Here is a 23,220-nt window from a genome sequence, read left to right as displayed (position 1 = left end):
TCCGTCGGATTCACCGTCGGAACCGAAGGTGCGGTCGTATCGATCGTCAGATCAAACGCCGTACTTGGCGTGCTCACGTTGCCCGACGAATCCGTTGCCGTGACTGTCAGGCTATGTGCACCTTCGCCCAGTGCACTCGCGGGCGTGAAGCTCCAGTTGCCCGATGCATCGGCCGTCGTCGTACCCAGCAACGTCGTACCGTCGAATACGTTAATCGTGCTGCCCGCTTCGGCCGTACCGCTCAAGGTCGGCGTCGTGTCGTCCGTCGATCCACCACTGGTCAACGCGCCTACTATCGAGCCGGCATCGTCAGCAACGCTGACAATGATCGGCGCCGCCGGCGCCGTCACATCGCCCGTCACCGTCACCGATGCAGACGGGCTCGTGTTGCCTGCCGCATCGCTGGCCGTCACCCCGATTTGCGTGCCGAGCGGCAGCGGCGTCGAGGGCGTGTACGTCCACGTGCCACTCGGGTCGGCCGTCACCGTCGCATCCGGCACGCCATCCCCATTCGTGTCGATCTGAATCGTCGCACCGGCCTCGGCCGTACCCGACAGAGAAGTACCATCCGTCGGATTCACCGTCGGCGCCGAAGGCGCAGTCGTATCGACCGTCAGACCGAACGCCGCGCTGGGCACGCTCACGTTCCCCGACGAATCCGTTGCCGTGACCGTCAAGCTATGCGTGCCTTCACCGAGGCCCGTCGTAGGTGTAAAACTCCAGCTCCCTGATGCGTCTGCCGTCGTCGTGCCCAGCAGCGCCGTGCCGTCGTAGATATTGATCGTGCTACCCGCCTCCGCGGTACCCGCGAGCGTCGGCGTCGTATCGTCGGTGCTGCCCCCGGAAACGATTGCGCCGAGGACCGAACCAACGTCGTCCGTCACGCCTGCAATAACCGGTGCAGCAGGCGCCGTGACATCGCCGGTCACGGTCACCGATGCGGCAGGACTCGTATTCCCCGCCGCATCGCTTGCCGTCACACCGATTTGCGTGCCCACAGGCAACGGCGTCGAAGGCGTATATGTCCACGTGCCACTCGGGTCGGCCGTCACCGTCGCATCCGGCACGCCATCCCCATTCGTATCGATCTGAATCGTCGCGCCCGCTTCCGCCGTGCCCGACAGCGACGTGCCATCCGTCGGATTCACCGTCGGCGCAACCGGCGCCGTCGTATCGACCGTCAGACCGAACGCCGCACTCGGCGCACTGACGTTGCCGGCGATGTCGGTCGCGGTCACCGTAATCGCGTGCAGGCCCTCACCGAGCGCCGCGGCGGGCGTCAAGGTCCAGTGCCCCGACGCATCGGCCGTCGTCGTACCGATCAGCGTCGTACCGTCGTAGACGTTGATCGTGCTGCCGGCTTCGGCCGTCCCGCTCAGCGTCGGCGTCGTATCGTTCGTCGCGCCGCCGCTGACGATCGGATGCTGCGCATCGTCGCTGACCGCCGTGATCGCGGGCACGCCCGGCACCACCGTGTCGACAACCACGCCGACTGCAGCCGGCGCGCTGCTATTGCCGTTGGCGTCGGTCTGCGTGACGGAGATCTGATGGCTGCCGTCGGGCAGCGTGCCGGGCGTATACGACCAGCGCCCGCCGGCATCGGCGGTGACCGTCCCGACCGGCTGTCCATCGATGAAGATCGTCACCTTCGCGTTCGGCTGCGCGCCCGAGCCCGTGATCGTCGGCGTGCCGTGACGCGTCACGACGCTCGCGTTTCCGCCGATCGACTGCTCGGCAACCGACTCGATCGTGAGCCGTCCGGGCGCCGAGCCGCCGCCCAATCCGCCCACACCGGAGCCGCCGCCACCGTCGCCGAGTATCCCGAGCAGCGCGCCGGTCGACAGCCCGTCGCCGATCGGCGCATATGCGACGGCCGACTCGACGATGCCGTCGCCGCTCGCCTGCAGCGCGGGCCCGAACTGGACGAGCAAACGCCCGTCGTCCTGCACGAACACGAGATTGTGATAGTCCGCGCCGTTTTCGAAGAACGCCTGTACGCGCAGCGTCCTGCCATCCTTGAATTCGACGATCAGGTCGTTCCCGGACCGCGCGTAATTGGCGACGTCCTCCTTATGCGCCGACAGCAGGAAATTGGCGGGACCGCCGGGCGACGATGCGCTTTGCGCACCCGCAGCGACCGGAACATCGACGTGATTGCTCAAGACGGACGAGGAAACCATTGCCGAACTCCTTCTAGTGGTGTGGCAAAACGCCGGCCCGCATCGTGCGGGCGATCATGCGGACACACGGTCGCGGCCGGCGCGGCCGCAACGCGACTCGCCTTGCGCAAGACGGACCGCCGCGCCGTACGGACGTGACGGGTCCGCCGCTCGCGCGAAGCGGCATACGACTGAATCGAGAAAAGAAAATGGAGAGCGGGCTACGGACTCAGGAAAAAGTCCGGACCGTCATGGATGCCGTGGGCCTTTCGAATCGGCCCGGCGTTGACGCCGCGGTTCGAATCACCTGCATACCCCGGTTCGCCGGCCCCGATGCAGCGGATATTCGCCACACGACGAATGCTGGTTTGATATTGAATGTGCATCTCTACGCCCTCGCCATATTTGTATCGGCTGTTATCGCGAATCACCAACAATGCGCTTTTAAGAAGCGACTTGTTGCGGCGCACAAGTCTCTTTATCGTGCCCGCCTCGTGCCTGTATTGAGATTACACCCGTCTTTCATAAACATGATTGCACTTCGGCGCAGTTTTTACAAATATTTTCATTCCTTCTTTCCACGCCCTTCCGCACGAAGCAAAAACCTAAACAGTTTGCAAGATTACGTCGTCGGCATATTTGTCGACGCAAGCAGCTCTTCAGCCGCCAACCGGAAATGTGAATACGTCTCTCACCAGATTTAACGCCGCGAGCGTGGCCTGTCGCGGCTCGGCGGCACATGATCATCTTTCACGCCTGGTATTGGCACGTTTTCAATTCCTGATCATGTAAGGCGACAAGAACGAATCGGTAAGCGAGTGACAAACGAATAGTCCGCCTGGTGCGACTCGGCAAAAAATACCGATCAAGGCAGCCGTCACGTCACTTTCTTTCAGCCGACTGCCCGACCGACAAATATGAAACGTGTCAACAATCGCTTAGATACTTCATATAAAGGAAACGAGATAATTTCCGCATTTAAAGCGAAAGTTACCCATCACCTTTGGATTCATCTTATTTTCCGAACAGAAACAGCGCCCCGCGATCCGTAAATTGATTCAAGCCGGTCGCCAAACAACAAAATCGCCACCGGGATTAATTCGCCGAAGTAACGAATCACCGGCGATAACGCGAGACAGAGCGCCACACCGCAACTGCACCCACGATGCACGGCTCCCCTGCGGCCCCGGTATTCACGCGGAAACCGCCATCCGCTCACGCCCGCGATGCATGCGCCGCTATCCTGAATTACCATCGTTCATCCCCGCGCGGCACGCAGCACCGTCAAGCGGCCCACTCTCGGCATTCGGGTTCATCCATCGTGCTTGCGCTCGTCATCCTCGCCGGTCTGTGGGCCGGTCTGCAAAACGCGCTGGCGGGCGGCGGCTCGTTCGTCACGCTGCCGGCGCTGATCGTGTTCGGCATGTCGCCGCTCGCCGCGAACATCACGTCGACAGTCGCGCTGTTCCCGGCGCAGGTCGCTACCGGCTGGGCGAGCCGTCACATGGTGCGCGGCGCCGGCAAGCTGCCGTTTCGTGCGCTGTTCGCGATCAGCGTCGTCGGCGGCGCACTCGGCGGCCTGCTGCTGCTGAAAACGCCGTCGTCGATCTTCTCGCGCCTCGTGCCGTGGCTCGTCCTGTTCGCGACGGTCCTGTTCGCGTGGGGCAGCTTCTTTCGCCGGCCGGCCGGCGAAGCCGCGCATATCGGCCCTGTCGCGGCCGCGATCTCGCAGTTTCTGATCGCGATCTACGGCGGCTATTTCGGCGGCGGCATCGGGTTTCTGATGATGGCCGCATTGACGATGGCGGGGCTGTCGCCACGTCACGCGACGTCGACGAAGAATGCGCTCGCGGGCGTGATGAATGCGTCGGCCGTCGTGCTGTTCGTGACGTCGCCGCAGTTGCACTGGGGCGCGGCGCTTGCGCTCGGCGGCGGCGCCGTGGTCGGCGGCCTGCTCGGCACGTGGGCGCTGCATCGCGTCAACGAACGCATGCTGCGCATTGCGATCGTCTGTATCGGCGCGGCGCTGACCGTCGCGCTGTTCGTCAAGCCGATCTGAGACGGCGCGGCGACGACGGTCGCCTGCCGGCGCGCGCCGCAGGCGACGCGGATGAGGCCGTCCGCGCAAGCGCGCGAACGCGCTAGAGGCCGCTCAACCGAACGGCCGCACGCCGATCAGCCAGCCGTGCAGGAACGACGCGAATACCGCCCACGCGACGAGCCCCGCGACGACCGTGCCGACGTCGCCGGCGAGGCCGCCGGCCGGATACCGGACGCCATCGCGCCGATCGCGTGCGCGCAGCACGACGAAATCGACGAGCGACCAGACGAAGAACGCGCCGAACAGGACGACCGCGTGCAGCGTACCGTTTGCGAGCAGATGCGCGATCGCCCAGACCATCACGCCGGCGGCCATCGGATGCCCGACCAGCGTCTTGATCCGATTGCGCGGCACATACGCGGCGGCGAGCAGCACGAACGCGATCGCGGTCAGCATGCCGGTCAGATGACGCACACCGACCGGCGACACCCACAGCAGCGCCGCGTTCTCGCGCGCGAGGCCGTAGCCGCGGATGATCAGCGCGAAGCCGACGATCGACACGACGGAAAAACGGGCCCGCCAGCCGTTGGCGCCGAATCGCGCGACCATCGCGGCGCGCCAGCCTTCGGCGACGATCCGGATCGAGTGCACACCGAGGAAGATCGCTAAACCGGCAATCAGGACCAGCATCGGCTGTCTCCGTCTGGAAGGGTCATTGGGGGAAAGACACCCGCGCGGCGTTCGATGCGCCGTTCGCGGGCCGGCTGCGCGGCCGGCATGCGTGCGCCGCTGCGTCGAGAGCGGCCCGCGCCGATCATAAACGGCGTGGCCGTCATTGTGAAGCGCGGCCCATCACCGCTCGATCGCCGATGCGGGCCGCGTTGCCCGAGCGGCCTTGCAAGCGCGGGCGCCGCGCTTCAGCGAGTTTCATCGAGGTTCAGGCGAAAGCGACGAAAACAGCAGACGCGACGACGATCACGCGCGCTTGCGCGCCGTCACGCGCTTCGTTTTCGGTGCCGCGCGCGTGCGCCCTTTCGGCGGCCCCGCGAGCAGCGCTGCGCGATACGCGCTGCGGCACCAGTCGAACAGCGCGCCGGCATCCTCGAGCACGTCGGCCGGCGTTTCGTAATAGCCGTCGAGCGCGACGGTCCGCGTACGCCCCGCATACGAAAACGGCCCCATGCCGGCCGCGACGAACGCGGGGCGATTCACGTCGTCGACACGCAGAAACAGCGACCCGCGCGCGACGAAGCCGAACATCACGCCGTCGAGCCGCAGCGCCGCGCCGCCGAACAATCGCGTGACCGTCACCGCGCCGAGACCCGACAACTGATACGCGATCTCGTCGCCGCGCGCCTTCTCCGCCTGCCAGCTCATCGCGTGCGCGCGCTCAGGCGCCGACGCAGCAGCGCTGCGTCCATGCGTCGAGCTCCGCTTCGTCGAAGCCGACCGCGGCCGCGCTGTCGCGGATCTGCCGCCACGTCGCGCGGTCGACCGGAATGCCGCCCGCCGTGCGCGCGGCGCGGCTCGCTTCCTCGGGTTCGCCGGGCATGCGCACGGGCTCGTCGCCGGCCGGCGGCGACGCCTTCGCCCACTCGACGAACGCATCGGCTTCGCGCGCGGCATCGGCCGCATCGAATGCGTTGGGGTCGATCAGCACCGACAGCATCCCGTTGACGATCGCGCTCGTCTTCTGCACGGTGTCGGCGTACGTCGTATGCCCGCCCACCAGCGCGCCGCCGAAGATTTCGCACATTGCCGCGAGCGCATAGCCCTTGTGCAGCCCGAACGGCAGCAGCGCGCCGAACGGCGGCACGTGCATCGCGGCCGGATCGTCGGTCGGTTGTCCGCGATGGTCGATCAGCGAACCGGCCGGCACGCGCCGGCCCTGGTTGTAGGCGACGCGCGTCTTGCCGTACGCGATCGCGCTCGTCGCGAAGTCGAGCAGCAGCGGCGGCTTGCCGGCACGCGGATACGCGGCGCAGAACGGATTCGTGCCGAAGCGCGCATCGGTGCCGTGCAGCGGCGCGACGAGCAGGTCGCCCGGCACGTTGACGAAGTGAAACGATACGAGGCCCGCACGCGCGCACTGCTCGGCCCAGTGGCCGATCCGGCCGAGATGATGAACGTCGCGCAGGCCGATCGCGCAGATGCCGATGCGCCGCGCGCGCTCGATGCCTTCGACCATCGCCTCGAACGCGACGACCTGGCCGAAGCCGCGTCCGCCGTCGATCGTCAGCACGGCGCCGCCGTCGCGCACGATCGCGGCATGGCCGTTCAGGCGCAGCCCGCCTTCGCGCCACGCCGCCACGTAGTTCGGAATCATGCCGATCCCGTGCGAATCGTGGCCCGCGAGATTCGCGCCGACCAGATGATCGGCGACGAGCCGTGCTTCGCGTGCGTGACTGCCGGCCCGCTCCCATAACGCGGCGACGAACGCATGCAGCGGATCGGCGCCCATGCGCAGCAGGTCGGTATCGGCAGTCGGCGGCACGGTCATCGGGCGTCTCCGTCGGGACGAGGGGATTGAATGAAACGAATCGAACGGCAGACGGCGGCGGCCCGACGCTCGAGCCGCCGCGCGCATCAGCGCGCGGACGCGATCACGTCCGCCACTGCCGCCGTGAGCTTTTTCGCATACGGCACGTGCAGGAACTCGTTCGGGCCGTGCGCGTTCGACTTCGGCCCGAGCACGCCGCACACCATGAACTGCGCGGACGGGAAGCCTTCCTGCAGCACGTTCATCAGCGGGATCGTGCCGCCGAGGCCCATATACGCGCAGTCCGCGCCGAAGTGGCGACGCGATGCGGCGTCGAGCGACGATGCGAGCCACGGTGCGAGATCGGGTGCGCTCCAGCCGGTGGCCGCGCCCGCATCGGGCTTGAACGTGACCTTCGCGTTGTACGGCGGATCGACTTCGAGCAGTTCCTTCAGTTGCTGCACGGCCTGCGCGGCGTCGACGAGCGGCGGCAGGCGCAGCGACAGCTTGAACGCGGTGCGCGGACGCAGCACGTTGCCCGCATCGGCCAGCGCCGGCAAGCCGGCCGCGCCGGTCACCGACAACGACGGCCGCCACGTCGAATTCAGCAGCGCCTCGCGCGGATCGGTCGTGGTCGGCAGCACCGGCTTGCCGTCCGCGCCGCAGGCCCACGGCAATCCCTTCCACACCGCGTCGCCGAGAATCGCGGCGGCCGCGTCGGCCTCGCGCAGACGGCTCGCCGGAATCTCGCAATGGAACACGTGCGGCAGCAGGTTGCCGTTCTTCGCGTCCTCGAGACGTTCGAACAGCTGACGCATAACACGGAAGCTCGACGGCGCGATGCCGCCGTACACGCCCGAATGAATGCCTTCCTCGAGCACCTCGACCTGCAGGTCGCCGGACACGAGCCCGCGCAGCGACGTGGTCAGCCACATCTGGTCGTAGTTGCCAGCGCCCGAATCGAGACAGACGACGAGCGACACCTGGCCGAGCCGGTCGCGCAGCGCGTCGACGTACGGCAGCAGGTCGTAGCTGCCCGATTCCTCGCAGGTTTCGATCAGCCCGACGCAGCGCGGCCGTTCGACGCCCTGCTCGTCGAGCGCGCCGAGCGCCGCGAGGCTCGCGTAGATCGCGTAGCCGTCGTCCGCGCCGCCGCGGCCGTACAGCTTGCCGTTCTCGAACTTCGGCGTCCACGGGCCGAGGTCCGCGCGCCAGCCGTCGAATTCGGGCTGCTTGTCGAGGTGGCCGTACAGCAGGATCGTGTCGGTGCTGCCCGAACGCGTCGCGGGCGTCTCGAAGAAGATCACGGGCGTGCGGCCCGGCAGACGCACGATCTCGAGCTTCAGCCCTTTCACGGGCTGGCGTTCGGCCCACTGCGCGGCATCGGTGACGACGCGCTCCAGATAGCCGCGCTTCGCCCAGTCGGGATCGAATGCGGGGCTCTTCGCGGGAATCGCGATGTAGTCGGTCAGGGCGTGGAGGATTTCATCGTTCCACTTGCGCTCGACGAAGGTGACGAGCTTGTCATGGTCGAGGACGGGGGTAGTGTCGACGGAGGTCATGGTGGGTGCCTGGATCGGGCTGACGAAAATCCAGATGATACGCCGATGCTCTGTCTGCGGCGGCCGTTTGCGCGCGACGCGGCGCGGCCGATCTCCCCAGGACCGGAACGACGATTACGGCGTCGCTTTTTAATGAAATGAATTAACCGGTTCGGCAAAACAGATTATTAAAAGCGCTTTAAGCGCATTGAATTTCACGCACCGCCGTCGATATCCCACGCCGCCGGAAAATTTTCACAATATGGCCGAAACGACCGTCTCATGCGGCTCAGCGCCCGATCGATTTACCTCCGAGATGACATTGATCAATATTCAATCGATTAATGTCAGCGTTTACCATTATTCCGCGTAATTAAGCGATACCATCCAGACGTTCAATAAAACGACGATCCACGCCGGAATCGTCGACCCGGCGCCGGCCTCGCCACCTCAACCGCATCACGCCTTCTCAAGGAGCCTTGCATGTCGGATGCCAGCTCGTCCTCCTCACAACCCTCCACATCGTCCGCCACAGCCGCGCCGAAGATCGGCGTGATTCCCGCGACGCTGATGGTCGCCGGCAACATGATGGGCTCCGGCGTCTTCATGCTGCCCGCGAACCTCGCCGCCACCGGCGGCATCGCGATCTTCGGCTGGCTGATCACCGTCGTCGGCGCGGTGTCGCTCGCGCTGGTGTTCGCGAAGCTCGCCGCGATCGATCCGGCGGCCGGCGGCCCGTACGCGTATGCGCGCAAGGCGTTCGGGCCGTACATGGGCTACCAGACCAACCTGATCTACTGGCTCGCGAACGTGCTCGGCAACGTCGGCCTCGCGGTCGCGGGGCCTCGGCTATCTGACGCACTTCTTCCCGATGCTGCGCGATCCGCTCGTGTTCGCGCTCGCGCAGATCTTCGTGATCTGGCTGTTCACGTACGCGAACATCCTCGGGCCGAACGTCGTCGGCCGCGTGCAGTCGGTCACGACGATCTTCGCGCTGGTGCCGATCCTCGCGATGGCCGTGTTCGGCTGGTTCTGGTTCAGCAAGGACGTCTATCTCGCCGGCTGGAACGTGTCGGGCACCGGCAGCTTCGGCGCGATCGGCGCGACGCTGAACTTCACGCTGTGGGCGTTCATCGGCGTCGAGAGCGCGTCGGTATCGGCCGGCGTCGTCGAGAACCCGTCGCGCAACGTGCCGATCGCGACCGTCGGCGGCGTCGTGCTGGCGGCGGTCTGCTACGTGCTGAGCTCGACCGTGATCATGGGGATGATTCCGAACAAGGCGCTGCTCGCGTCGAGCGCGCCGTTCGCCGATGCCGCGCGCCTCGCGCTCGGCGACACCGCCGCGAACGCGGTCGCGCTCTGCGCGGCGCTCGGCTGTCTCGGCTCGCTCGCGGGCTGGACGCTGCTGGTCGGCCAGACCGCCAAGGCCGCCGCCGACGACGGCTTGTTCGCCAGCGTGTTCGCGCGCGTCAATTCGAAGAACGTGCCGTCGGCCGGCCTCGCGATCGTCGCGACGATCATGTCGGTGCAGGTGCTCGCGACGATGTCGCCGAGCGCCAGCGAGCAGTTCGGCAAGATCGCTTCGATCGCCGTGATCATGACGCTGCTGCCGTACATCTACTCGTGCATCGCGATCAAGGTGCTCGGCTACGGCAAGATGCCTTCGCACCAGTTCACGTTCTATACGATCGTCGGCCTGATCGGCGCGGTCTACGCGCTGTGGGCGATGGTCGGCTCCGACGGCCAGCAGACGCGCTGGTCGCTGATCTTCGTCGTCGCGACGATCGTGTTCTACGAGCTGTCGATCAACCGTCAGCGCGAGATCGAGGAAACCCACGTGCATCCGGGCGGCCGCTCGCCGCGCTGGGTGCGCTATCTCGCGCTGGCCGTCACGATCGCCGCGCTGGCCGCGACCTTCTGGATCTCCGTCGGCCGTCACCGCGCCGACATCCTTCACGCGCGCTCGCCGGCCGTTGCCGCGGGCGCCCCTGCAACCCAGCACACGGGGGAATGACACATGACCGCTTCCTTGACCCAACCGGCGTTCCGCCGCCTCGGCATGAAGGCGCTGCTGGTGCAGCACGACATCGACGCACGCACGGCCACCGCACGCGCCGCGACGGCGCTCGCCGAAGAACTGCGCGCGCGGCTCGTCGACGTCGTGATCGCGACGTCCGCCGACGATGCGCGTGCGGTCGTCGATGCCGATCCGGCAATCCAGTGCCTGCTGCTCAACTGGGAGCTCGGCGACGATTCGCAGCACACGCCCGCGCAGGCCGTGCTCGACGCGATGCGTGCACGCAACGCGACGGTGCCCGTGTTCCTGCTCGCGAGCCGCGCGAGTGCGTCCGCGATTCCCGTCGACGCGATGCGCAAGGCCGACGACTTCATCTGGCTGCTCGAAGACACCACCGCGTTCATCGGCGGCCGGATCGTCGCCGCGATCGAACGCTATCGCGAAACCGTACTGCCGCCGATGTTCCGCGCGCTTGCGCAGTTCTCGCGCGTGTACGAATACTCGTGGCACACGCCCGGCCACACGGGCGGCACCGCGTTCCTGAAATCGCCGGTCGGCCGCGCCTATTTCGAATTCTTCGGCGAATCGCTGTTCCGCTCCGACCTGTCGATCTCGGTCGGCGAACTCGGCTCGCTGCTCGATCACTCGGGCCCGATCGGCGACAGCGAACGCTATGCGGCGCGCGTGTTCGGTGCGCACCGCACTTATCACGTGACGAACGGCTCGTCGATGTCGAATCGCGTGATCCTGATGGCGAGCGTCACGCGCAACCAGGTCGCGCTGTGCGACCGCAACTGCCACAAGTCGGCGGAGCATGCGATCACGATGTCGGGCGCGATCCCGACCTACCTGATTCCGTCGCGCAATCACTACGGCATCATCGGGCCAATCATGCCCGAACGGCTGACCGCCGCCGCGGTGCGGCTCGCAATCGACGCGAACGCGCTCGTGCGCGGCCGCGACGGCATCGACGCGACGCCCGTGCATGCGCTGATCACGAACTCGACGTACGACGGCCTCTGCTACAACGTCGCGCGCGTCGAAGCGCTGCTCGGCCAGAGCGTCGATCGCCTGCATTTCGACGAAGCATGGTACGGCTATGCGCGCTTCAACCCGATCTATCGCGAGCGCCACGCGATGCACGGCGACCCGGCCCAGCACGATGCCGGCAAGCCGACCGTGTTCGCGACGCAGTCGACGCACAAGCTGCTCGCCGCGCTGTCGCAGGCATCGTTCATCCATGTCCGCGACGGCCGCAACCCGATCGAGCACGCGCGCTTCAACGAGGCGTACATGATGCATGCGTCGACGTCGCCGAACTACGCGATCATCGCGTCGAACGACGTGAGCGCCGCGATGATGGACGGCCCCGGCGGCGAAGCGCTGACGACCGACGCGATCCGCGAGGCCGTCGCGTTCCGCCAGATGCTCGGACGCCTGCACGCCGAATGCGCGGAGAACGACGACTGGTTCTTCAACGGCTGGCAGCCCGACACCGTCGTGGACCGCAAGACGGGCCGGCGCATGCGCTTCCATGAAGCGGACGAGACGCTGCTCGCGACCGATCCGTCGTGCTGGGTGCTGCATCCGGGCGATGCATGGCACGGCTTCGGCGATATCGAGGACGACTACTGCATGCTCGACCCGATCAAGGTGTCGATCGTCACGCCGGGCATCGCGCCGCACGGCGGGCTGATGCCGGTCGGCATTCCGGCCTCGGTCGTCACCGCGTATCTGGACCGGCACGGGATCGTGGTCGAGAAGACCACCGACTTCACGATCCTGTTCCTGTTCTCGCTCGGCGTGACGAAGGGCAAGTGGGGCACGCTCGTCAACACGCTGCTCGACTTCAAGCGCGACTACGACGCGAACGTGTCGCTCGAACAGGCGCTGCCCGACCTCGTCGCACGCTATCCGGACCGCTACCGCAAGCTCGGCCTGCGCGACCTGTGCGACCTGATGTTCGCTGCGATGAGCGATCTGAAGACGACCGAGATGATGTCGCGCGGCTTCTCGACGCTGCCGAAGCCGGATTTCAGCCCGGCCGAGGCGTTCGAGCATCTGGTGCATAACGACATCGAGATGCTCGAGCTGTCGGAGATGGCAGGCCGTACCGTCGCGACCGGCGTGGTCCCGTATCCGCCCGGCATTCCGCTGCTGATGCCGGGCGAGAACGCGGGGCCGGCCGACGGCCCGCTGCTCGGCTACCTGAAGGCGCTCGAACAGTACGACCTGCGCTTCCCCGGCTTCACGCACGACACGCACGGCGTCGAGGTCGAGGACGGCGTGTACCGGATCGCGTGCATCAAGCTGCCGAAACGCGACGGCGGCAATACGCGCTGAGCGCATGCGTCGCGCGCCGTCGAGCCATCGCAGAGCGGCGTGCGGCGCATCGGGCGGCGACTGCCGTCGGCGCAGCGCCGTCCGTCACGCGGCCGGCTGCCCCGGCAACTGGCCGATCCATGCGGCAAGCTGCGCCTCGCCCTCTTCGTCGAGCTTGCCCGTCAGTTCGCCGTACCACGGCGCGATTGCGTCGGCCGGCTGCGTGGCCTTCAGGATCTCGAGGCTGCGTTCGAGGAACGACGAAAAGAACGGAATGCCGCGCATATAGAGGAAGGTCGAATCGGTGATGCGCACGTGGCCGTAGACATCGCGCACCCAGGCGAGATGCGGCAGCGCCTCGCGCAGACGGCCGCTTTGCATCAGCGCCGAAATGAAGTTCACGCGCGCGGCGACGTCGGATTGCTCGTGCGTGTCGTGATTGATCTCGGCGGCTTTCTGCATCCACGCTTCGCCGCGCGCCACTTCTCCGCACATCACCGAGGTCGTCGCGAGCTGCACGGCGTTGTGCGCGCTCGGCTCCTTGTCGAACAGCGCGAGCCAGTACGGAAACGCTTCCGGATAACGCTGCATCGCCGAGTATGCGAGCGCGCAGAGCCTCGCCGCGTCGGCGAGCCGCGCTGCATGCGGCGCGGCCGCTGCAATCGCCGACTCGTGCCGGCCGGCCTGGAACGCCACCAGCGCGGACGCGAGTTCCGGCGCGATGTCGGGGGCGCGCTGCCCGGCCGCTTCGCCGGCTTCGTCCGCCGCATCAACGGTCGAAGTCGAAGCGGATGCCGCGGCCGCATCGCGCAGCTTTTTTCCGAACAGCTTTCCCAGCAGGCCCATCGGGGTTGTCCTTGTCATGATCTTGCGTGAATGGCGCGGCGTGCTTCGCGCCGCCGCGCGGCGATCGCGCGCTACGTCCCGGCGAAGTCGGTCGCTCAAGCGCCGCCGGATCTTACGCCATGATCCATCTCGCGCCGATAAGCGGCCGGGCTCGTCGCCGCGACGCGCCGGAAATGCCGGCGCAGCGATTCTTCCGAACCGAAGCCTGCCCGCGCGGCGACCTGCGCGAGCGACAGTGCCGGATGCGTTTCGAGCAGATCCTTCGCGACGTTCACGCGCTCGCGAATCAACCAGGCGAGCGGCGACATCCCCGTCGCATCCGCGAACTGCCGCTGCAGCGTGCGCGGGCTCATCGCGGCCTGCGCGGCGAGCGAGGCCAGCGTATGCGGCTCGGCTGCGTGCGCGCGCATCCAGTCGATCAGTTTCGCAAGCAGGTCGGTGCCGCCCGGTGCAACCGGGCGCGGTACGAACTGCGCCTGTCCGCCGTCGCGATGCGGCGGCAACACGAGACGCTGCGCGACGCGGTTCGCGATCGCACCGCCGTGATCGCGTCGCACCAGATGCAGCAGCATGTCGAGGCCGGCCGCCGATCCGGCCGACGTGATGATCTGCCCTTCGTCGACGTAAAGCGCGTCGGGATTCACGCGCAGCGCCGGATAGCGCGCCTGCAGTTTCTCCGCATAGCGCCAGTGCGTCGTCACGGTGAGGCCGTCGAGCACGCCGGCCGCCGCGAGCACGAACACGCCCGAGCAGATCGAGCAGAGCCGCGCGCCGCGACGATGCGCGGCGCGCAGCTTCTTCAGCAGCGGTTCCGGCGGCAGTTCGTCCGCATCGCGCCAGCCGGGAATCACGATCGTGTCTGCGCGATCGAGCGTCGCGAGCCGGTACGGCGCGGCGACCGTGATGCCGCCTGCCGCGCGCACCGGCCCCGGCTCGCTGGCGCAAACCGCGAAGCGATACCAGTCGACACCGAGTTCAGGACGGTCGAGTGCGAACAGTTCGACCACGCAGCCGAATTCGAACGTGCAGAGCCGATCGTAGGCGAGTGCAACGACGAGATGATTTTTCATGGCGCGATGTTACCGGAACTTGTCGATCGCGCCACTGCCGCGCGGCGCGCGAAACCGCGATACTGGCCTCCGACCGCGCACATCGCGCCCTTTTCGAGGAGAACCTCCCATGTCTTTCGTGACCGACGTTCCTGCTGCCGACAGCGCCGCCGCGCTCGCCCACTTCGACGCGTCGCTGCGTTTCGAGACCGACTGCTGGGACGTCCACGATGCGCTCGCGTCCGGCGCGCCGGACTTCGTGCTGCTCGACGTCCGCAGCCCCGAGCTGTTCGCGGGCGGCCATGTGCCCGGCGCGCTGAACCTGCCGCACCGGAAGATCGTCGAGGGCAAGCTGGCCGGCTATCCGCGCGACACGCTGTTCGTCGTCTACTGCGCGGGGCCGCACTGCAACGGCGCTGCACGCGCCGCGAGCCGCCTCGCGCGGCTCGGCCGGCCCGTCAAGCTGATGATCGGCGGCATCACGGGCTGGCGCGACGAAGGTTTCGCGCTGAGCAACGATACGCGGTCCGAAACGGCCGATGCGCCGCGACCGTGATCGAAAACGCAACAATCAATTGCCGGCACGTGAACGGAAAAAGCGCGACAATCGGCCTCATTGCAGTTCGGACGGAGCAGCACCATGCAGAACGAAGTCCTGATTCAAGTTGCCGGGTCGGTGGTCGCGATCGCGCTCTATTTCCTGCCCGCGATCGTCGCCGATCGACGCGGCCGGCACGACAAGCTGATCGTCGCCGTGTTCAACGCGCTGTTCGGCTGGACCGGCATCGGCTGGCTGATCACGCTGTACTGGGCCTCCCAGCCGAATCCGCAGGTCGACGTCGCGCAGACGATTCTCGCGAAACGCCGCGGCATCAGCATGCGCACGTTTTCGACGGGCCTCGTCGAACGCGTGCAGCGCCGCGTCGCCGCCCAGGAACGATGGGCGGAAAAACAGGGGTGCCGCTGAGCCGGCTTCCCGTCACCGCGCCGCGTCGAACTTCGGCATCCTGATGTTGGCCGACGCGCGGTAGTCCCACTTCAGCGCTTCGCGCGGCGGCCAGCCGCCCGCGGGCAACAGCGCCCCGAACGCTCCCACCGTCACAGCCTGCGCGATCCGCGCGCCCGGACATTGATGCGGCCCCGTGCCGAAGCCGAAGTCCGGGCCCGGCGTGCGCGTCGGCACAAAGCGATGCGGATCGCGATGCACGGCCGGATCGCGGTTCGCCGCGGCGAGCACGACGAGAATCGCCGCGCCCGCGTCGAGCGTCACGCCTTCGAGCGTCGTGCGCGCGGCAACGAAGCGTCGCGTGTTCTGCACCGGCGTATCGAAACGCGCGACCTCCGCGACGAACGCGTCGAGCGTCGCATCGTCCGGTACTTCGGCTGACGACGCCGATTCCGCAGACTGGCGATGCCACGCGACGATCGTATTCGCAAGCCATGCGGCTGTCGCTTCGCAGGTCTGCGACAGCAGCCCGACGAGGTTCGCGACGAGTGCGCCGCTCGCGTGCCACCCCGCTTGCGCCGCCGCGTCCTTGACGGCAGCCACCAGCGTGCCGTCCCGCGCATGCGACTGCGCGACGCGCACCGTCATCCGGTCCAGCAGCTGCCGCGCGGCGTCGCTCGCGCGCGCCAGCGAAGCGGCGTCGGACAGCGGCGACAGCGCGGCGATGAAATCGACGACCGATGCGGCAATGTCGTCGAGCTGCGGTTCGTCGAAACCGAGCAGATCGGCCACCGCCCGAACGGGCGTGGCGATACACCACGCATTCAGCGCATCGGGATCGTCTAGCGCGGGCAACTGCGCGGCGGCAAGCGTCGCGGCGCGCCCGCGCAATGCCTGCACGTCGATCTGCGCGAGCGCCGCATGCAGCGCCTGCTTCGGCACCTGATGCCGCAGCGCACCGTCGTTCATGCGCACGAGTTCGCCGAACAGCGCGCCGGCGGACGTACCGCGCAGCGCGGGCGGCACCGGCAGATCGAGCGGGCGCACGCGGCACGCCGGATGGCCGAGCACGGCCGCGACGCTCGCCGCGCGCGTCGCGACCCAGGTTGCATCCTCGATCGAGCCGCCGACAGCACCCGCTTCCGCCGCGAGCCGGATCGTCTCGGCGACGATCTCGGGCGCGTCGCCAAAACCGTTTTCGAGGTCGGCGCTGACCGGCAACTCGCCGGCGGCAGCGATCACGGCAATGTGCTCGAGCATCGCGTCGCGGCCGATCGCGTTGTCGGGCAATCCGCGCGAATACGCATAGCCGGCGCTCGTCGTCGCAAGCGCGGGAAAGCCGGCCATCGCGAGCAGCCGCGCGGTGCCGGCGTCCCACGGATTCGGAATCACGAATGCGCCGGCGCGCGCGTGCAGCGCGCGGAACGTTTCGGCGTGACGGGTCTGGTGAGCGGCATACGGCATCGTCGTCTCCTCGGAATCGGAGACGTCAGCATACGCGCGCACGATGCGACGACGTTTCGCTGCGCGCTGAAGCGTCGCGGAAACAAGTGCGGCGCCCGCAACCGGCCGGCGCCAGGGTCAAACGACGTAAGCGCCCTTCGCGTGCAATTCGGCTTCGGCGCGCTCGAGTTGGGCGATCGCGCCGCCGCCCTCGAGCGCGAGCAGTTGCGCGACGAGCGCCTCGGCCACCGCATGCGCGGCGACGAGCGACGGAAAGAACGACGGGCTGTCGTGCGTGAAGATCAGTTGCGCGTCGGCATGCAGCGCGATCGGCGATACCGCGCTGTCGGTGATCGCGACGACGCGGCTGCCCTGCGCCTTCGCGGCCTGCGCGACGCGCGTCGCTTCGGCCGAATACGGCGCGAAGCTGACGATGACGGTCGCACTGTGCTTGCCGATCGCGCGCAATTCCATCTCGAGCGACCCGGCGACGCCGTTGAGCAGCGACACCGACGGACGGAACAGCCGATAGCCGTACACGAACCCGAACGCGACCGGATAGCACGAACGGAATCCGGCAACGTGGACGTGCGAGGCCTTGCGGATCAGCTTCGCGGCATCGGCGAGCGCATGCTCGTTGTGCGCGGCGGTGGCGACCAGATTCTGCTGCTGCGCGGCGAGCAGATCGTGCGCGAGCGACGCCTGCGCATCGGGCCGCACGAGCGAGCGCGCGCGCTGCGTGAGCGGCTCGGGCCGCGTGCGCACGCGCGCGACGCACAGGTCGCGCAGCTCGTTCCAGCCGGGAAAGCCGAACTGCTGCGCGAGCCTCACGAGCGACGCGGGCTGCACCTGCGCACGCTGCGCGACCTTGCGCATCGAGGACATGGCCACTTCTTCGGGATGATCGAGCAGAAACGCCGCGCCCGCCTGGAATTGCGGGCTCAGCTCGGAAAATTGCGTCCGGATCCGGGACGCCAGTTCGTCGAAATTGTCGGCCATCGTGATGAATGCGGAAACCGGTCGCTCATGGTATCACCGGCCCCGCACGGCGATCAGCGCAGCACGTCGACGCGATCCGCATCGACCTTCACGCGGCCCGACCACTTGCGCTCGAATTCGCCGACGATCTTCACTTCGCTCTTGTCGCCGACGGGCGGATTGCCGATCCAGAGCTTGTCGTCGATCTCGACGACGATCGAACCGGTCGCATCGGCGAACTCGTAGTCCTCGCCGCCGAGGTGCTTGACGATGCGCCCCTGCAGCTGCACGTGCTGATCGTCGCGGCCGTTCGCGAGCAACTGCTTCACCGTCGTCGGCGCGAGCGCGGACGGCCCCGTGTATTGCGCATGACCGACGGCAGGCAGCGCAGCGAGCGCGACGGTCAGAATTGCGGCCAGATGTTTCATGATTGCTTTCCTCTTCTTCGATGTGACGCCGCGGTCAAAACGAACGCGGCCCGCCAAGATTACAGACCGTAAGATTAAGCAAACCTGAATACGCAGCCGAAGCGACAAGGCGCCGCATGGGACACGTTCTAAACGATCGGCGGGGCTCGGATCGCGCGCATTAAGCTGCGCCTAAGATGCGCGCGCTTATCATGGAGGCCCGGGCGCACGGCGCCCTTCAGGACCTACATCGAACATGCGCGTACTGCTCGTCGAGGACGATCCGCTGATCGGCAGCGGGCTCGAACAGGGGCTGAAACAGGAAGGCTTCGCGGTCGACTGGGTGAAGGACGGCGACGCCGCGTCGCTCGCGCTGCGCTCGACCGGCTACGGGCTGCTGCTGCTCGATCTCGGGCTGCCGAACCGCGACGGCCTCGCGGTGCTCGCATCGCTGCGCCGCCGCGACGAGACGCTGCCCGCGATCATCATCACCGCGCGCGACGGCGTGCCGGACCGCATCGCCGGGCTCGACAGCGGCGCCGACGACTATCTGGTCAAACCGTTCGCGCTCGAGGAACTGCTTGCACGCATCCGCGCCGTGAACCGCCGCCATGCCGGCCGCGCGCAGACGACGCTCGCGATCGGCCCGCTGCGCCTCGATCCCGTCAAGCATCAGGTCTGGCTGCACGACGACGAAGTGCCGCTGTCGCCGAAGGAGTTCGTGCTGCTGCACGAGCTGATGCGCGAGCCCGGCGCCGTGATTTCGCGCGAGCAGTTCGAGGAACGCCTGTACAGCTGGGGCGAGGAAATCGAGAGCAACGCCGTGCAGGTGCACATCCACAACCTGCGCAAGAAGCTCGGCCACGACATGATCCGCACGGTGCGCGGCGTCGGCTACCGGATCGGTGACGGCACATGACGCGCCTGCAACGCGCGATCGCGCGCTGGCGCGGCGTGTCGCTGCGGCGGCGCCTGCTGATGTGGCTGCTGCCGGCCGCATGCGTGATCGGGCTCGCGGCGAGCGCGGGCACATACTGGGGCGCGCTGCGCGAGCTCGACGATCTGCTCGATGACCAGATGCGCAGCATGTCGAAACAAATCGTCGTCGGGCCGAACGGCGAGCTGTCGTTCCGCAACCGCGGCGACGACAAGCACGCGTTCAAGGCCGACGACCCCGACGCCGTGCTGCTGCAGGTCTGGCGCAACGGCACGCTCGTCTATACGACCGATCGCGACGTCGCGTTGCCGCCGCCCGCGCATGCGGGCACCGCGAGCGTCGACGTCGACGGCCAGCCGTGGCGCACCTACGTGACGCAGCGCGGCGGCACGACGATCCGGCTCGCGCAGGCGCGCCACGCGCGCTGGGAGGCGATCGCCGGCATTGCCGTGCATCTGCTGTGGCCGCTGTTCTCGATGCTGCCGGTCCTCGCGATCGGGCTGTGGTTCGGCATCGGCGCCGGGCTGCGGCCGCTGCGCACGATCGCGGCCGGCCTCCGGCGCCGAAATGCCGGCAATCTCGAACCGGTCGACGTCGCGGCGATGCCCAACGAAGTTCGTCCGCTTGCCGAAGCGATCAACGACCTGCTCGCGCGGCTCGACCGCTCGTTCACGCTGCAGCGGCACTTCATCGCCGATGCCGCGCACGAGCTGCGCACACCGATCATGGGCCTGTCGATCCAGTCGCAGCTGCTTCGGCGTGCGGCCACGGCCGACGAGCGCGAGCGGATTCTCGCGCAGATCCATGCGGGAACGACGCGTCTCGGCCATCTCGCCGAGCAGTTGCTGACGCTCGCGCGCGTCGAACCCGACGCACAGACGGCCGCCTTCGCGCCGGTCGATCTCGCGGCGCTGTGCCGGTCGGTCGTCGCCGATCGCGCGCGCGTCGCCGACGCGCACCGCATCGATCTCGGCGCGATCGTGTCGTCGCCCGTGATCGCCGCCGGCCACGCCGACACGCTGCGCGTGCTGCTGAACAACCTCGTCGACAACGCGATCCGCTATGCGGGCGACGGCGCGCGCGTCGACGTGTGCGCGCGCAACGACGGCACGACGCCCGTGCTCGAGGTCGCCGACGACGGCCCCGGCATTCCGGAAGCCGAACGCGCGCACGTATGGGAGCGCTTCTATCGCGGCGAAGGCGCGCAGGCCGCGACGTCGTCGGGCAGCGGGCTCGGCCTGTCGATCGTGAAGCGGATCGCGGAACAGCATCGCGCGACGGTCGCGCTCGCCACGACGCGCGGCGGACGCGGGCTCACCGTATCGGTACGTTTTCCCGATCCGTCCTGACGGCTTGTCCACAGATTTTGTTGGCAAGCTTGTGGATATCCTGCGCATCGCGCCGCTAAACCCTTGATCCGACGGACATTGGCACGCGTGATGCAGACGCGGCCCGCGCGCATGCGAAGGTACGCATCGCCGCGCCACATCGCGCATCGCGATGCCGCAGCGCGGCCCTGTACCTCGCGCGGTTACCCACAGATTTTGTTGGCAAGCTTGTGGATAGGCTGCGCATACGACGCGCAAGCATTTGATCGGAAACGCTTTGTTAGTGTCGCTGAAAATGCGGCACGCGAGTCGTTCGTGCCGCCGGCCGGCGGCGACCGTCGCGGCGCATGCCGCGCGCTTGTCCACAGATTTTGTTGGCAAGCGTGTGGATAGCCTGCGCATACCGCGCTCAAGCGCTTGATCCGAAACGCCTTGTTCGAATCGCTGCGAATGCGGCAACGCCTCGCTCGGCCGCTGCGCGCGCTGCATCGTCATGCGCTTTTCCACATTTTTTGTTGGCAAGGATGTGGATAGGCTGAGCATACGCGCGCCAAGTCGTTGATTGCACAACGTTTCGATGCGCAGATCACGACTGCGGCACCGCGCGCGCATGCTTCATTCACGCGTGGCCGCTCACGCGAGCGTCGCGATCGCGATCCGCGTCGCGGCCGCGATCACCTCGTCCTTCGCCTTCGCATCGGCACGCGCCTGCGTGTAGTAGACGGCAAGCACGATCGGCGCGCGCGACGGCGGCCACAGCACGCCGGCATCGTTCGTCGTCCCGTAGTCGCCGGTGCCCGTCTTGTCGCCGACGCGCCAGCCGGTCGGCACGCCCGCGCGGATGCGCTTGTCGCCGACCTTGTTGCCGCGCAGCCATTCGATCAGCTGCGCGCGCTGCGCGGGCGGCAACGCGTCGCCGAGCACGAGCACGCGCAGGCTCGCGGCCATCGCAGCGGGCGTCGTCGTGTCGCGAAGATCGCCCGGCAGCGCGGTGTTCAGTTCGGTCTCCCAGCGATCGAGGCGGAACGTGTCGTCGCCGATCGAGCGCGCATAGGCCGTGACGGCCGCCGGGCCGCCGATCCGCTTCATCAGCTCGTTCGCGGCCGTGTTGTCGCTGTACTGGATCGTCGCCGCGCAGAGCTCGGCGACCGTCATGCCGGTGTCGACGTGCCGCTCGGTCACGGGCGAATAGTTGACGAGATCGGACCGGCCGTACGTCACGCGTTGCTGCAGCAGGCCGGGATGCGCGACGCTCTGCGCGAGCACCGCCGCGGCGAGCATCGCCTTGAAGGTGCTGCAGAACGGAAAGCGCTCGTCGGCGCGATACAGCGCGCGCCGGCCGGTCGCGGCATCGATCGCGCAGACGCCGAGCCGGCCGCCGGCTGCGCGTTCGAGCGCGGCGAACGATGCCGGCGACGCGCCGACAGGCGACGCTGCGTCGGACACCGCCGCATCGCGCGCCGCGCACGCGCCGAGGGACAACGCGAGCGGCGCCGTCGCGGCAGCCAGCAACAGGATTCGACGTTGAGATGAATGAGTCATTTCGAAGGTCTCGTGATGAAAGGGAACGCGAAACGAATGCGGAACGCCGGCCGGCGAGACAGCACTATCGTCACTTTACCGTTACCCGACAAGCAACGATAATTGAGCGCTGACAAAAGAAAACCTTATGGCCAAGCTCCGCCCTCACCTTCCGCTCAATGCCTTGCGCGCGTTCGAATCGTCGGCGCGCCATCTGAACTTCACACGCGCGGGCCTCGAGCTGAGCGTCACGCAGGCGGCAGTCAGCCAGCAGGTACGCGCGCTCGAAGAACGGCTCGGCTGCGCACTGTTTACGCGTTTGCCGCGCGGGCTCGACCTGACCGACGAAGGCCGCGCGCTGCTGCCCGTGCTCAGCGATGCGTTCAGCCGCATCGAGACGGTGCTCCAGCAGTTCGACGGCGGGCGGCTGCGGCAGGTGCTGACGCTCGGTGTCGTCGGCACGTTTGCCCTAGGCTGGCTAATGCCGCGACTGAAGCGCTTCCGCGATACGCATCCGTTCGTCGAGCTGCGGCTGCGCACGCACAACAACGTCGTCGACCTCGCCGCCGAAGGGCTCGACTTCGCGATCCGCTTCGGCCAGGGCAACTGGCCGGCCACGCGCAACGAGCGGCTGTTCGACGCGCCGCTCACGGCGCTGTGCGCACCCGACATCGCGCGCCGCCTCGCGCAGCCGGCCGATCTCGCGCACGAAACGCTGCTGCGCTCGTACCGCACGGACGAATGGCTCGGCTGGTTCGACGCCGCGCAGCTCGAACCGTGGACCGTCAACGGGCCGGTGTTCGATTCGTCGCGACTGATGGTCGAAGCGGCGATGCAGGGCGTGGGCATTGCGCTCGCGCCGGCCTGCATGTTCGAACGCGAACTGCAGCTCGGCCTGCTCGCGCGGCCGCTCGACATCGACGTGCACGCGGGCGGCTACTGGCTCACGTCGCTGAAGTCGAAATCGCTGACACCCGCGATGACGCTGTTTCGCGACTGGATTACGGCCGAGGCATCGGCGGCCGCCTCAGCAGCTGCGGATGCCGACTGAGCGACGCGCCGCTTGTCCACAGATTTTGTTGGCAAGGATGTGGATATCCTGGGTATCCGGACGCTAAGCCCTTGATCGCGCACGATTTACGGCGCCGACGCGGCGAGCGGGCAGCGTGCGCAGGCACGGCCGAGCGCGATGTCACGCCGCGCCGG

19 protein-coding genes and 1 pseudogene are annotated in these 23,220 nt (G+C 67.5%); 8 read left to right on the top strand and 12 right to left on the bottom strand.

All coding sequences use genetic code 11. The features are described 5' to 3' along the window. The coding region (locus tag ACSHSS_RS22600; protein WP_445545565.1) for an Ig-like domain-containing protein at window positions 1-2,180 on the bottom strand (2,180 nt) is incomplete at its 3' end. Window positions 2,181-2,380: 200 nt separating this feature from the next. Further along, a complete protein-coding gene (locus ACSHSS_RS22595) occupies window positions 2,381-2,629 on the bottom strand; it encodes a hypothetical protein (RefSeq protein ID WP_012216573.1) in 249 nt (82 codons plus the stop codon). A gap of 851 nt (window positions 2,630-3,480) precedes the next feature. Between ACSHSS_RS22595 and ACSHSS_RS22590 the strand changes: the two genes are divergently transcribed. Next, complete coding sequence (locus ACSHSS_RS22590; RefSeq protein ID WP_006406162.1) at window positions 3,481-4,218, top strand: sulfite exporter TauE/SafE family protein; 738 nt, start codon at window positions 3,481-3,483, stop codon at window positions 4,216-4,218. A 93-nt stretch (window positions 4,219-4,311) separates the two neighbouring features. Here the strand turns inward: ACSHSS_RS22590 and ACSHSS_RS22585 are convergent, their stop codons facing one another. The 4 genes from ACSHSS_RS22585 to ACSHSS_RS22570 all read right to left on the bottom strand — a co-directional run bounded on the left by ACSHSS_RS22585 (window position 4,312) and on the right by ACSHSS_RS22570 (window position 8,241). Then, complete coding sequence (locus ACSHSS_RS22585; RefSeq protein ID WP_006412459.1) at window positions 4,312-4,890, bottom strand: NnrU family protein; 579 nt, start codon at window positions 4,888-4,890, stop codon at window positions 4,312-4,314. Window positions 4,891-5,175: 285 nt separating this feature from the next. Next, window positions 5,176-5,577, bottom strand: coding sequence for a TfoX/Sxy family protein (locus ACSHSS_RS22580; RefSeq protein ID WP_006412478.1), 402 nt, complete (start codon window positions 5,575-5,577; stop codon window positions 5,176-5,178). A gap of 13 nt (window positions 5,578-5,590) precedes the next feature. Further along, the gene (locus tag ACSHSS_RS22575; protein WP_445545564.1) at window positions 5,591-6,700 is read right to left on the bottom strand and encodes a malate/lactate/ureidoglycolate dehydrogenase; all 1,110 of its coding nucleotides are present in this window, start codon (window positions 6,698-6,700) and stop codon (window positions 5,591-5,593) included. 86 nt (window positions 6,701-6,786) lie between these two features. Further along, the gene (locus ACSHSS_RS22570; protein WP_006412492.1) at window positions 6,787-8,241 is read right to left on the bottom strand and encodes a M20 family metallopeptidase; all 1,455 of its coding nucleotides are present in this window, start codon (window positions 8,239-8,241) and stop codon (window positions 6,787-6,789) included. 462 nt (window positions 8,242-8,703) lie between these two features. Here ACSHSS_RS22570 and adiC point away from each other — a divergent pair. Both adiC and ACSHSS_RS22560 read left to right on the top strand, forming a co-directional pair. Then, window positions 8,704-10,234 (top strand): annotated as a pseudogene (gene adiC / locus ACSHSS_RS22565) (arginine/agmatine antiporter). 3 nt (window positions 10,235-10,237) lie between these two features. Next, a complete protein-coding gene (locus tag ACSHSS_RS22560) occupies window positions 10,238-12,580 on the top strand; it encodes an Orn/Lys/Arg family decarboxylase (RefSeq protein ID WP_006412476.1) in 2,343 nt (780 codons plus the stop codon). Between the two features lie 84 nt (window positions 12,581-12,664). Here ACSHSS_RS22560 and ACSHSS_RS22555 read toward each other — a convergent pair whose 3' ends face one another. Both ACSHSS_RS22555 and ftrA read right to left on the bottom strand, forming a co-directional pair. Further along, window positions 12,665-13,405, bottom strand: coding sequence for a hypothetical protein (locus tag ACSHSS_RS22555; RefSeq protein ID WP_006412482.1), 741 nt, complete (start codon window positions 13,403-13,405; stop codon window positions 12,665-12,667). 95 nt (window positions 13,406-13,500) lie between these two features. Continuing rightward, the gene (gene ftrA, locus ACSHSS_RS22550) at window positions 13,501-14,475 is read right to left on the bottom strand and encodes a transcriptional regulator FtrA (protein ID WP_006412470.1); all 975 of its coding nucleotides are present in this window, start codon (window positions 14,473-14,475) and stop codon (window positions 13,501-13,503) included. A gap of 109 nt (window positions 14,476-14,584) precedes the next feature. Between ftrA and ACSHSS_RS22545 the strand changes: the two genes are divergently transcribed. Then, window positions 14,585-15,010, top strand: a complete 426-nt coding sequence (locus ACSHSS_RS22545) for a rhodanese-like domain-containing protein (RefSeq protein ID WP_006412477.1) — start codon at window positions 14,585-14,587, stop codon at window positions 15,008-15,010. Window positions 15,011-15,094: 84 nt separating this feature from the next. After that, window positions 15,095-15,421, top strand: a complete 327-nt coding sequence (locus tag ACSHSS_RS22540) for a superinfection immunity protein (RefSeq protein ID WP_006412461.1) — start codon at window positions 15,095-15,097, stop codon at window positions 15,419-15,421. 12 nt (window positions 15,422-15,433) lie between these two features. Here the strand turns inward: ACSHSS_RS22540 and ACSHSS_RS22535 are convergent, their stop codons facing one another. The 3 genes from ACSHSS_RS22535 to ACSHSS_RS22525 all read right to left on the bottom strand — a co-directional run bounded on the left by ACSHSS_RS22535 (window position 15,434) and on the right by ACSHSS_RS22525 (window position 18,249). After that, window positions 15,434-16,864, bottom strand: coding sequence for a cytochrome P450 (locus ACSHSS_RS22535; RefSeq protein WP_445545563.1), 1,431 nt, complete (start codon window positions 16,862-16,864; stop codon window positions 15,434-15,436). Between the two features lie 117 nt (window positions 16,865-16,981). Next, window positions 16,982-17,842: a MurR/RpiR family transcriptional regulator gene (locus ACSHSS_RS22530; protein ID WP_006412462.1), complete on the bottom strand. Its 861-nt coding sequence runs from the start codon at window positions 17,840-17,842 to the stop codon at window positions 16,982-16,984. 53 nt (window positions 17,843-17,895) lie between these two features. Beyond that, on the bottom strand, window positions 17,896-18,249 hold the full coding sequence (locus tag ACSHSS_RS22525) for a NirD/YgiW/YdeI family stress tolerance protein (RefSeq protein WP_006412449.1): 354 nt from the start codon (window positions 18,247-18,249) through the stop codon (window positions 17,896-17,898). A gap of 235 nt (window positions 18,250-18,484) precedes the next feature. Here ACSHSS_RS22525 and ACSHSS_RS22520 point away from each other — a divergent pair, with 235 nt between their 5' ends. Together ACSHSS_RS22520 and ACSHSS_RS22515 are read left to right on the top strand one after the other, a co-directional pair. Beyond that, window positions 18,485-19,147 (top strand): response regulator, encoded by a 663-nt coding sequence (locus ACSHSS_RS22520; RefSeq protein WP_006412481.1) that lies wholly within the window; start codon window positions 18,485-18,487, stop codon window positions 19,145-19,147. After that, a complete protein-coding gene (locus ACSHSS_RS22515) occupies window positions 19,144-20,514 on the top strand; it encodes an ATP-binding protein (RefSeq protein ID WP_006412472.1) in 1,371 nt (456 codons plus the stop codon). Before ACSHSS_RS22520 ends, ACSHSS_RS22515 begins: the two co-directional genes overlap by 4 nt. A gap of 612 nt (window positions 20,515-21,126) precedes the next feature. Here ACSHSS_RS22515 and blaPEN-A read toward each other — a convergent pair. Beyond that, window positions 21,127-22,035 (bottom strand): PEN-A family class A beta-lactamase, encoded by a 909-nt coding sequence (gene blaPEN-A / locus ACSHSS_RS22510; RefSeq protein WP_006412467.1) that lies wholly within the window; start codon window positions 22,033-22,035, stop codon window positions 21,127-21,129. A 127-nt stretch (window positions 22,036-22,162) separates the two neighbouring features. Here blaPEN-A and penR point away from each other — a divergent pair, with 127 nt between their 5' ends. Further along, a complete protein-coding gene (gene penR / locus ACSHSS_RS22505; RefSeq protein ID WP_006412452.1) occupies window positions 22,163-23,065 on the top strand; it encodes a beta-lactamase transcriptional regulator PenR in 903 nt (300 codons plus the stop codon). The last annotated feature ends 155 nt before the right edge of the window (window positions 23,066-23,220 follow it).

The sequence above is a fragment of the Burkholderia sp. BC1 genome (assembly GCF_052683555.1).
The sequence above is the reverse complement of the archived record's forward strand: the minus strand, read 5'-3'. Positions and strand labels throughout refer to the sequence as shown.

Bases quoted from the DNA above. Each gene is read 5' to 3' on its own strand.
- ACSHSS_RS22585 (WP_006412459.1), bottom strand. From the start codon at position 4,890: ATGCTGGTCCTGATTGCCGGTTTAGCGATCTTCCTCGGTGTGCACTCG.
- ACSHSS_RS22545 (WP_006412477.1), top strand. From the start codon at position 14,585: ATGTCTTTCGTGACCGACGTTCCTGCTGCCGACAGCGCCGCCGCGCTC.
- penR (WP_006412452.1), top strand. From the start codon at position 22,163: ATGGCCAAGCTCCGCCCTCACCTTCCGCTCAATGCCTTGCGCGCGTTC.
- ACSHSS_RS22530 (WP_006412462.1), bottom strand. From the start codon at position 17,842: ATGGCCGACAATTTCGACGAACTGGCGTCCCGGATCCGGACGCAATTT.
- ftrA (WP_006412470.1), bottom strand. From the start codon at position 14,475: ATGAAAAATCATCTCGTCGTTGCACTCGCCTACGATCGGCTCTGCACG.
- ACSHSS_RS22560 (WP_006412476.1), top strand. From the start codon at position 10,238: ATGACCGCTTCCTTGACCCAACCGGCGTTCCGCCGCCTCGGCATGAAG.
- ACSHSS_RS22570 (WP_006412492.1), bottom strand. From the start codon at position 8,241: ATGACCTCCGTCGACACTACCCCCGTCCTCGACCATGACAAGCTCGTC.
- ACSHSS_RS22580 (WP_006412478.1), bottom strand. From the start codon at position 5,577: ATGAGCTGGCAGGCGGAGAAGGCGCGCGGCGACGAGATCGCGTATCAG.
- ACSHSS_RS22555 (WP_006412482.1), bottom strand. From the start codon at position 13,405: ATGGGCCTGCTGGGAAAGCTGTTCGGAAAAAAGCTGCGCGATGCGGCC.
- ACSHSS_RS22540 (WP_006412461.1), top strand. From the start codon at position 15,095: ATGCAGAACGAAGTCCTGATTCAAGTTGCCGGGTCGGTGGTCGCGATC.
- ACSHSS_RS22535 (WP_445545563.1), bottom strand. From the start codon at position 16,864: ATGCCGTATGCCGCTCACCAGACCCGTCACGCCGAAACGTTCCGCGCG.
- ACSHSS_RS22575 (WP_445545564.1), bottom strand. From the start codon at position 6,700: ATGACCGTGCCGCCGACTGCCGATACCGACCTGCTGCGCATGGGCGCC.
- blaPEN-A (WP_006412467.1), bottom strand. From the start codon at position 22,035: ATGACTCATTCATCTCAACGTCGAATCCTGTTGCTGGCTGCCGCGACG.
- ACSHSS_RS22520 (WP_006412481.1), top strand. From the start codon at position 18,485: ATGCGCGTACTGCTCGTCGAGGACGATCCGCTGATCGGCAGCGGGCTC.
- ACSHSS_RS22525 (WP_006412449.1), bottom strand. From the start codon at position 18,249: ATGAAACATCTGGCCGCAATTCTGACCGTCGCGCTCGCTGCGCTGCCT.
- ACSHSS_RS22515 (WP_006412472.1), top strand. From the start codon at position 19,144: ATGACGCGCCTGCAACGCGCGATCGCGCGCTGGCGCGGCGTGTCGCTG.